Here is an 8,901-nt window from a genome sequence, read left to right as displayed (position 1 = left end):
GCGCAGTGGGTTCCGTGGCCGTTAGTGTCTAAAACATTGTCATTTTGATCAAAAAATGACCATCCCCTAAAATCATCTGTATAACCGTTATTATCTTCATCTATTCCGTTGCCAGGAATTTCGCTGGTATTTGTCCAGATATTTTTTGCCAGGTCCGGATGATTGTAATCTATCCCGGTATCTATCAGAGCTATTATGATTCCTGATGTTCCTTTGCATATATTCCAGGCATCTTCAGCTTTTATATCCGAGCCGCAGCTTCCCGGAACGTAATCTATACTTTGCCCCGTATTCCTTAAACCCCACTGGAGTTCAAAATATTTGTCATTCGGAACGTCTTGAAGTTCTAAAGAAAAATTGGGTTCAACATATTCAATATCCGGATTTTTCCTAATATCGGCCAAAACATTTTCAATCTTTTCATCGGGAGGCAGTTTAATTTTATAAATTTCAGATAAATCGGCAGCGCCAAGGCCAGGCGCGCCCATTATTTTTGCGCTTTTAATTGAGATATTTTTGAAAAGCTTTTCTGCTGTGCGGTTAGCTATAACCTTTTGGCTGGAATAATTGGCGCCGTTTGAAGGGGCAGAGAAATATTTAGAAGAATGTTTGAATTTAACTATTATTTCGCTTTTGGAAGAGTCGTTGATAAGGTTGTTTTCTTGGGCAAACAAAGAAAAGCCGGCAGTTACTCCAAAAAAGCAAATAACCAAGACAAAAAATCTTTTACTTATAAACAATACAAAATCTAAAAAAAACATTAAGAATTTAAAAGGTTTACACAAGGTAAAACAATGGGTCTTAATGATTGGAATTTTTCGGGGATAGGCTACCTGCAAATTTCATGAATAGTTTATCTAAATGCAAGGAATAAGTCAATCGGATAATTGTGAAATAATTGTTAAAAACATTGTCCGTGTTCAAAGCTTTTAAACCCTCAAAATAGCCATTTTGAGGCGAGATAATAAATTCAAAAAAACTGTTCATAAAAAAAGCCTTGACAATATGGCATATGTGGGCTATAGAGTAATTAAAGAAAAAGACCCTAAATAATGTTCATTCAAAAACCCGAAAATTGCAGCATACGGTAAGCTAGATGGTTCAAGGATAAAAATAGTTTGAAGTATATCTTCCTTGGTGCCGGGAGGGTGCGAAGATGTTAAGGAAAAAACAAATTACTAAAAAAGAGTCAATTGTAAGTAGATGCTTTCAAGGAATTTTAAATGCAACAAGTCAATACGGGAAAAAAAGGCGTTTAATAGTCTTTTTTTTCCTATTTTTTTTGGCCGGAACAGCATTTGCTTTAATAATCAGCCAGGATTTTCTTATAAATTATTCAAAGCTGGTAGGAAGCGCCTATAATAAATTTACAAATAATGACGGATCTTTGGTTTTGCAGGGGTTTGGAGTAGAAAGCCTTGGCGGAACTTCAATGTCCGGCGGGGATTATGACATAAGCGTAGGTGCTGATGACACTGCCTTAAGCAAACTTGAAACCAATCTGGATAAAGCCCACTGTTATCCCAATCCTTTTAAACCAAATTCAGGATTAGGCCACAGGATTATAACTTTTTCTCGCCTTACCGATTATACAAAACTTAAAGTTTTCAACATTGCCGGCGAAATGGTATATGAAACCGAAGCCAATACTCCTAGAGGAGAACTTGCCTGGAACGTTGTAAATAACTCAGGTGAAAGTTTGGCATCCGGCGTTTTCATTTATCTCATAATGAACAATAACGGCCACAAAAAGATTGGTAAGTTCGCGGTATTAAGATAAAAGGGAATTTTTATGCGTAAATTAATGTTTTTATTATTTTTAATGTTTACTTTAAGCCAGCTTGCTTATTCGGCTGTCCCTAATGTTTTCAGGTATGTTGGAAGCCTAAAACAAAACGGACAGGCCATTGACGGCATAAAAACTATGAGGTTCAGATTTACAAGCTCGGACGGGTCTGTTCAGTATTGGGACAGTGGAAATGTTTCTGTAATTGTAAGCAAAGGATTTTTTACGTATCAGCTAAATCCGTCTCTTGACTGGAATAACCGCCCGGCAGGCGGATACTGGCTTGAGATAACCGTTGAAGGACAGGTTCTTCTTCCAAGAGAAGAAACCCTGTCTAATATTTATTCAATGCATGCCGGAAACGTTGATGATGATGTTATCTCAGAACCAAAATTAACAGCAGCCGTGAGGGCAAAACTTAATAGTGCGGGAACCGCGGATAATCTCGGCAACCATATCGCCACAATGACTTTAACTATGTCCGGGTATGATATTGTCAGCGCGGGAAACATTTCCGCTCAGAAAGTCGCTGTTTCAAGTTTTACAATGCCCGCAGGCGCTGTAAACGGTTATTTTTTGGGGACCGATGCTTCCGGAAACGCCAGCTGGAAATCTTTGGGGACCCTGCCCGGCGATGATCTTGGAAACCATACGGCAACAACAAATTTAAGCCTTTCAGGATTTAATATATCAAACGTTAATAATTTATTTTCTTCCTTAATTAATGTTTCTACGATAACCGCTTCAGAAACCATAACTTCAAATAATATTGTAACCACAAATTTCAGAATGGCTACCGGCGCAACAGACGGTTATTTCTTGAAAACCAATGCTTCGGGCGATGCAAGCTGGGCTTCAATCGGTAGCCTTCCCGGAGATAACCTTGGAAATCATACCGCAACAGCGGATTTGAATCTAAACTCAAATAATATAGTTAATGTTAACAACATAAATCTTTCCAAAGTTAATTTTGCCGACGGGACATTTATGACATCCACCTCCACATTTTCTTCCCAGGATTTACTTACTTCAACAAATACGTGGACCGCTGCGCAGAATTTTAATCAGGCCAATATCAGCGATACTAACTTAAGCGGAGATATAAAAGCAAACAATGCTTCGGTTTTTTATCTTGGAGATCCTAATACTGATGGAACCTGGAGGTTCCTGGTTCAGGGAGGTGCACTTGTTTTTCAAAAAAGAGTTAGCGGAAGTTATGTAACACAAGCGACTTTTGCCGAGTAATAAAATTTTATAACGGAGGTACAAAACAATGAAAAGAAAACTTTTGATTAGATTGCTGATTTCAATGACAGTGTTATGTGCAGGATTGACCTCAATTTATGCCGGCGTTAAAACTGATTATGTTGAATCCACATACGGCATAAAAACCTCAACCATTCAGATTACGAACGGTGCTGCGGCAGGAAGATTCTTGGGATCTGACGGCAGCGGAAACGCGACCTGGCAAAGTGTTCCTGCAGGCGTATCTGATCATGCCCAGTTAACGTCAACGGGAACATTGACCCATACGCAGCTTGAAAACGACCTGATTTCTGTTGGTGTTGCAACGGGTACTTTGGGAACCGACCTTACGGCAGAAACAGATAACCGTATAAGCGCGGATAATTCCATCGGTGTTGCAACGGGTACTTTGCGAACTGACCTTACGGCAGAAACCAATGCCCGGATCGGTTCGGATAACACGATTGGCATTGCGACGGCAACTTTAAGAACCGATGTTGACGCTAAGGTTAGTAAGGCCGGCGACACAATGACAGGGACATTAAATGCGCCTGATGTCAATGTGACATATGGCGTAATAGCGGCAACGTTACAGGTTACGAACGGTGCCGGGGCGGGTAAAGTATTGACTTCAGACACCGGTGGTAACGCGACCTGGCAAAGTGTTCCGGCAGGCGTATCCGATCATGGCCAGTTAACATCAACGGGAACATTGACCCATACACAACTTGAAAACGACCTTATTTCTGTCGGTGTTGCAACGGGTACTTTGAGAACTGACCTTAGTAATGAAACCAATTCCCGTATTTCCGCAGATAATTCCATTGGAATTGCAACGGGAACGTTGAGGACCGATATTACCGCACTTCAAACTTCAACCGGAACATTTGTTAAAAAAACCGGCGATACCATGACAGGAAATCTGACCACTCCCAACCTGACCGTCAACTATGGAATTGTGACATCAACCTTCGTGGCAAATTCCACTTCTAACTTTAACAGTGATGTTATAATTTCATCTAGTGCTGCCTCATATATGGGAGACCCTGGTACTGATGGAACTTGGAAAGTTCAAAGATCCGGGAACGACCTTGTTTATTCAAGAAGAGAATCGGGATCGTACGTAGAAAAATACAGGGCAATACCCTAAACGATATTTTGAATGCTATGCCGGCCCTGAAATATTTAGGGTCTATGATTTTCGGGGATAGGCACCGAAGCGGGGCCGGCATAGACAAATGATATTTGATATAATAAAATAGAAGGCAGATTAAGAACAGGGGAAAGTAACCTATGAAACGATTTATCAGAAAAACTTTAATTCTAATGTTTGCCGGTATTTTATTTCAATGCATTTCCTATGCCGGGCTGATCACCGACAGGGCCGGGATTGGAAATGTCAGTAACCCAAATGAATTGGAGGTCAAAGGAAGAGTTACAACTTCGTCCTTTACTATGATAACCAACGCCCAGAATGGCTATATCTTAACTTCAGATTCTCTAGGCAAAGGGACTTGGCAGACAAATGTGAGCACTTCTGCTTTAAAAGCGGATATTTTAGCTTCAACAAATACTTGGACCGCGCCTAACACTTGGACAAGTTCTGCAACATTCCGAAATTCCGCGTTTAGCGTAGGATTGTCAACATTTGTGGTTACCGGCGGGAATATTGGAGTAGGAAATTCAAGTCCAAATGAAAAACTAACTGTTTCAGGGATAGTTTCCCTATCTAAAAATTCTTTTCCTTCCAGTACGGCCAGTTTCGGAAAAATATTTGTATCAACGGACAGCCAAGCGTGGTATGTTGATGAAAATGGCATAAAAACACAATTAAGCTATGAATATGCTATTTATGAAGATCAACGGGTGTCAGGTACAAACGGGGGAACATTTACTTTAGGGGCGTGGCAGATCAGAATCCTAAATACGACAGTTGCTTCCAGAGGAACATCTATTTCGCGTGCGGGTAATGTTATTACTCTTTCAGCCGGAACTTACAGAATTGTCGCAAGCGCTCCAGGGTACAGATCTCAAAATCATAAAGCAAGATTTTTTAATATTACAGATAATGCTGTCGCTATTTATGGAACTAGTGAATATAGCGATGGGGTTGTTGGTCTAATTACAACAAGAAGCTTAATTGAAGGCGTAATAACCATTTCTGCTCAAAAGTCATTTCAGTTAGAGCACCGCTGCACTAGAACACAGAATAATACCGGTCTTGGCGTGGCTTCAAGTTTTGGTGGTGGTGATCAGGAAGTTTATTCAAGGGTTTATATACAAAAAATAACTGGCATTCCTAAAAGAAAAAGAATTTTCGCTGATGCATTTAAAATGGTTTAGCGACATAAATTATGACTACGCCGCTTTTGCTTTTCCTTATGAAAATTGGGGGTTCGGAATAAGCTATCATAACCTGTCAATGGATGAGATTCAAAAATATGACATAAATGATATTCTTTTAAACGAGACTTACAGCCCCAGCGATTCAATGGTAACAATAGCGGCTTCATACTGTATTAATGAGAAGCTTTCATTCGGGTCTAACTTAAAATATATAAATTCAAAGATTGAAAGTACCTATGCTTCAACAATCGCGGGCGATGCCGGAATAATTTATTCGGGATTAAAAAGTTTTGATTTCGGCCTTTCAGTCCAAAATTTCGGCGGTAAACTTAAATATGTCCAGACTCAGGAAGATTTGCCTCTAAATTTTAAGGCGGGAATCGGCTATCACGGTAATAATGAAAAAAATATTATACCTAAAGTATATGTGGATTTAAATCAGGGTATAGAAAATAAGCTTTACGTTAGCGCTGGTACGGAGTGCGATTTCTTTTTAAAACCAGGATGGGGAGGGTCTCTGAGAGCCGGATACAGGTCCAGGGATATTAACTATGCGGTAAACGGTTTTTCGGCCGGCGGCGGAATTATGTTCAACGACAATATCAAAATTGACTTTGCATGGGTTCCTTACGGAGAGCTTGGCGACACTTATTCCGTATCGTTTATCTTTATACTAAATGATTTGTTCTACGGCAACTCAAGAAAATAGAAGTCAGCGGCATTTGTTCATTTTTTAGAAAAAGCCATCTTATATAAAATAAAAATTAAACCTTCTAAATAGAAATTTGGAAGGTTATTTTTTTGTATTAAATGAACCTCCGCCCAGTCCTCCGCGGCGGACTGGGCGGTATCAAATGTTTAGTTTTTTTCATCCTCTCCCTTAACGGGAGAGGCCTCGGCTCATAGGAGCCTATGGCTCCGAGAGATTGAGGTGAGGGTGAACGTTATTCAGCCCCCTCATCCTGACCTTCTTCCTCGTTCGTGGTTCGACTATGCTCACCACCCTGAGTGAAATCGAAGGGCAGGCTAGGTCCAAAGACTTACCCGCCAAGGGGAGAAGGAACAATTTGGGAACCGCCCCGCAAGCATGGCGGAATTGTCAAGTTAAAAATATAAGTTCTAAATATATATGTTTATTTATACCTATATACAATCTTCGGCAAATTTTAAAGCTGCGCTATTTGAAAAATAAATAAAAAATGTTTATAATATTTAAAAATGGATAATGGATTCCTGTAAAGCACTCTGTTATAAGTTACCCTTCCCAAAAGTAAGACGATTCTTTACGTCTTACGTAAGAGTACTTTTCTCGTTTTTTTATACTTATCTTAAAAAAAGAATTATTCTTATATTTCCAATAATTATTTTTTCCTCGTTATCTATTGCTTTAATGTTTTCGCTTGACTATAATATTTTTATAAGTAAAATTGTAGGAAGCGGCTATTCCCATTGCTTAAACAGCAATTTTGGCTTATCAGGGACAGGGATTGAAAGCATTGGTATGCTGAATATGTCTAGTTCTGTTTTTTGCTTACCACCAATTTTGAAAACATGGGGGCAATTTCTAAACTCTCAAGCGATTTTTCAAATTTGCATTGTTATCCGAATCCGTATAAGCCAAATTCAGGGCTAGGCCATGCCAGAATTACTTTTTCACGGCTCACTTCATATACAAAAGTAAAAATTTATAATATTGCCGGCGAACTAGTTTATAATGCGGAAGCAGAAACACCCAGCGGAGAACTTAGCTGGGACGTGATAAATAATTCCGGAGAAAAAATCGTCTCGGGTGTTTATATTTATGCCATTAGCAATGATATAGGGCATAAAAAAGTCGGGAAGTTTGCGGTTATAAGATAATAATGAAAAAAATTTTAATATTTATTGTCTCGTTATTGTTAACGGCAACAGTTTTAATGGCTGTTGCCCCCGGAACAATGCGTTATCAGGGCATGCTAAGATACAGGGGGCAGTCGGTTGACGGTACCAGGAATGTCAGGTTTAGAATTACCAGCTCGGACGGTTCCGCGTCTTATTGGGACAGCGGTAATGTTACCGTGACGGCGTCAAACGGCGCATTCAATTATCAATTAAATCCCGCCGGGGTTGACTGGAATAACCGACCGGCAGGCGGATATTGGCTAGAGATTTCAGTTGAAGGCCAAGTGCTTTTGCCGCGCGAAGAAGTATTATCAAATATTTATTCGCTTCATGCAAAGTCGGTTGATGACGGTGCTATCAGCGAAGCAAAACTTGATGCTGCAGCGCAAGCGAAACTAAATGCGGTTGGTGGTGGAGACAATTTAGGGAACCATATAGCTACAACTACTCTCACGATGTCGGGCTATAACATAACTGGCGCAGGAATAGTAACTGCGAATAAAGTTACGGTGTCAAGTATAACTATGACAACCGGTGCTGCGACCGGAAGGGTGTTAACATCGGATGCAAGCGGAAATGCATCGTGGGTGGTGGGATCCCCAGGCGGATATACGGATCACGGGCAGCTAGCATCAACAGGGACATTAACGCATACGCAACTAGAGACAAATTTGTCTGATATAAAGGTGTCAACTGGAGCGTTGAAGGCACAAATCGATTCAGTGGCAGTATCAACAGGGACATTGGTAAAGAAGACGGGCGATACGATGACGGGGACATTAAATGTGCCTAATGTTTCGGTAACATATGGCGTAAACACGTCAACGTTAATTGTGGCTGGGTTCCGTTATAATGATGGGAACCAGTCGGTAGGGCGGGTATTGACATCAGACGTAAACGGGAATGCATCGTGGGCGGTTTCGCCTTCAGGTGTATCTGATCATAATTTATTGACATCAACCGGAACGAAGACTCACGTGCAATTAGAAACGGATGTAACAAATATAGGAATTTCAACCGGTGCATTAAAGACGCAGATTAATTCAGTGGCTGTATCAACGGGAGCTCTGAAGACGCAGATAGATTCGGTAGCTGTATCAACGGGTGCATTGGTAAGGAAAGCCGGCGACACGATGACGGGGACATTGAATGTTCCTGATGCGGTGGTAACATATGGCGTAAATACTTCTACGCTGGTTGCCACGGGTTTCAGGTATAATGACGGTAACCAGGCAGTCGGGAGAGTATTGACATCAGATGTAAGCGGCAATGCTGCATGGCAAGCATCCCCTGCGGGAATAACTGACCACACATTTTTAACCTCAACAGGGACGCTTCCACATACTCAAATTGAAACCAACCTGACAAATATCGGGATCACAACCGGGACTTTGAGAACGGATTTAACAAGTGTTGGTGTTGCAACGGGGACTTTGCGCACTGATCTGACAGCCGAAACAAACAATAGAATTACTGGGGACACCAATATCGGAGTTGCAACCGCAACTTTAAGAACTGATTTAACGACAGTCGGTATAACGACCGGAACATTACGGACAGATTTAACAACAGAAATATCAAACAGATCAACCGGTGATACAAGTATCGGAATTGCTACTGCTACTTTAAGAACGTACTTAACT

8 protein-coding genes are annotated in these 8,901 nt (G+C 40.7%); 7 read left to right on the top strand and 1 reads right to left on the bottom strand.

Annotated elements, in window-relative coordinates; genetic code table 11:
• A partial coding sequence (locus NT145_00115) for a S8 family serine peptidase (GenBank protein ID MCX5781103.1) occupies window positions 1–761 on the bottom strand: 761 nt, incomplete at its 3' end.
• 395 nt (window positions 762–1,156) lie between these two features.
• On the opposite strand from NT145_00115, the gene NT145_00110 reads away from it, so the two are divergent.
• From NT145_00110 to NT145_00080, 7 genes are all read left to right on the top strand, one after another.
• Window positions 1,157–1,780 carry a T9SS type A sorting domain-containing protein gene (locus NT145_00110; protein MCX5781102.1) on the top strand — a complete coding sequence of 208 codons (624 nt, stop codon included), beginning with the start codon at window positions 1,157–1,159 and terminating at the stop codon, window positions 1,778–1,780.
• Between the two features lie 12 nt (window positions 1,781–1,792).
• Entirely contained in the window at window positions 1,793–3,031 is a 1,239-nt protein-coding gene (locus NT145_00105; protein MCX5781101.1) for a hypothetical protein, read from the top strand.
• 28 nt (window positions 3,032–3,059) lie between these two features.
• Window positions 3,060–4,181, top strand: a complete 1,122-nt coding sequence (locus tag NT145_00100) for a hypothetical protein (protein MCX5781100.1) — start codon at window positions 3,060–3,062, stop codon at window positions 4,179–4,181.
• Between the two features lie 143 nt (window positions 4,182–4,324).
• Window positions 4,325–5,374 (top strand): hypothetical protein, encoded by a 1,050-nt coding sequence (locus NT145_00095; protein ID MCX5781099.1) that lies wholly within the window; start codon window positions 4,325–4,327, stop codon window positions 5,372–5,374.
• A complete protein-coding gene (locus NT145_00090) occupies window positions 5,355–6,086 on the top strand; it encodes a PorV/PorQ family protein (GenBank protein ID MCX5781098.1) in 732 nt (243 codons plus the stop codon). The genes NT145_00095 and NT145_00090 overlap by 20 nt, the downstream gene beginning before the upstream one ends.
• 818 nt (window positions 6,087–6,904) lie before the next feature.
• Window positions 6,905–7,237: a T9SS type A sorting domain-containing protein gene (locus NT145_00085; protein ID MCX5781097.1), complete on the top strand. Its 333-nt coding sequence runs from the start codon at window positions 6,905–6,907 to the stop codon at window positions 7,235–7,237.
• A gap of 2 nt (window positions 7,238–7,239) precedes the next feature.
• Window positions 7,240–8,901 (top strand): hypothetical protein (locus NT145_00080; protein MCX5781096.1); only part of this gene is annotated, 1,662 nt, incomplete at its 3' end.

The sequence above is a fragment of the Elusimicrobiota bacterium genome, assembly GCA_026388075.1.
Lineage (GTDB): Bacteria > Elusimicrobiota > Endomicrobiia > Endomicrobiales > JAPLKN01 > JAPLKN01.
Note: the sequence above shows the minus strand (reverse complement) of the source record. Positions and strands in the feature narration are given on the sequence as shown.

Excerpts from the sequence above, each read along its gene's own strand:
- NT145_00110 (MCX5781102.1), top strand. The coding sequence starts at position 1,157 with ATGTTAAGGAAAAAACAAATTACTAAAAAAGAGTCAATTGTAAGTAGA.
- NT145_00105 (MCX5781101.1), top strand. The coding sequence starts at position 1,793 with ATGCGTAAATTAATGTTTTTATTATTTTTAATGTTTACTTTAAGCCAG.
- NT145_00100 (MCX5781100.1), top strand. The coding sequence starts at position 3,060 with ATGAAAAGAAAACTTTTGATTAGATTGCTGATTTCAATGACAGTGTTA.
- NT145_00095 (MCX5781099.1), top strand. The coding sequence starts at position 4,325 with ATGAAACGATTTATCAGAAAAACTTTAATTCTAATGTTTGCCGGTATT.
- NT145_00090 (MCX5781098.1), top strand. The coding sequence starts at position 5,355 with ATGCATTTAAAATGGTTTAGCGACATAAATTATGACTACGCCGCTTTT.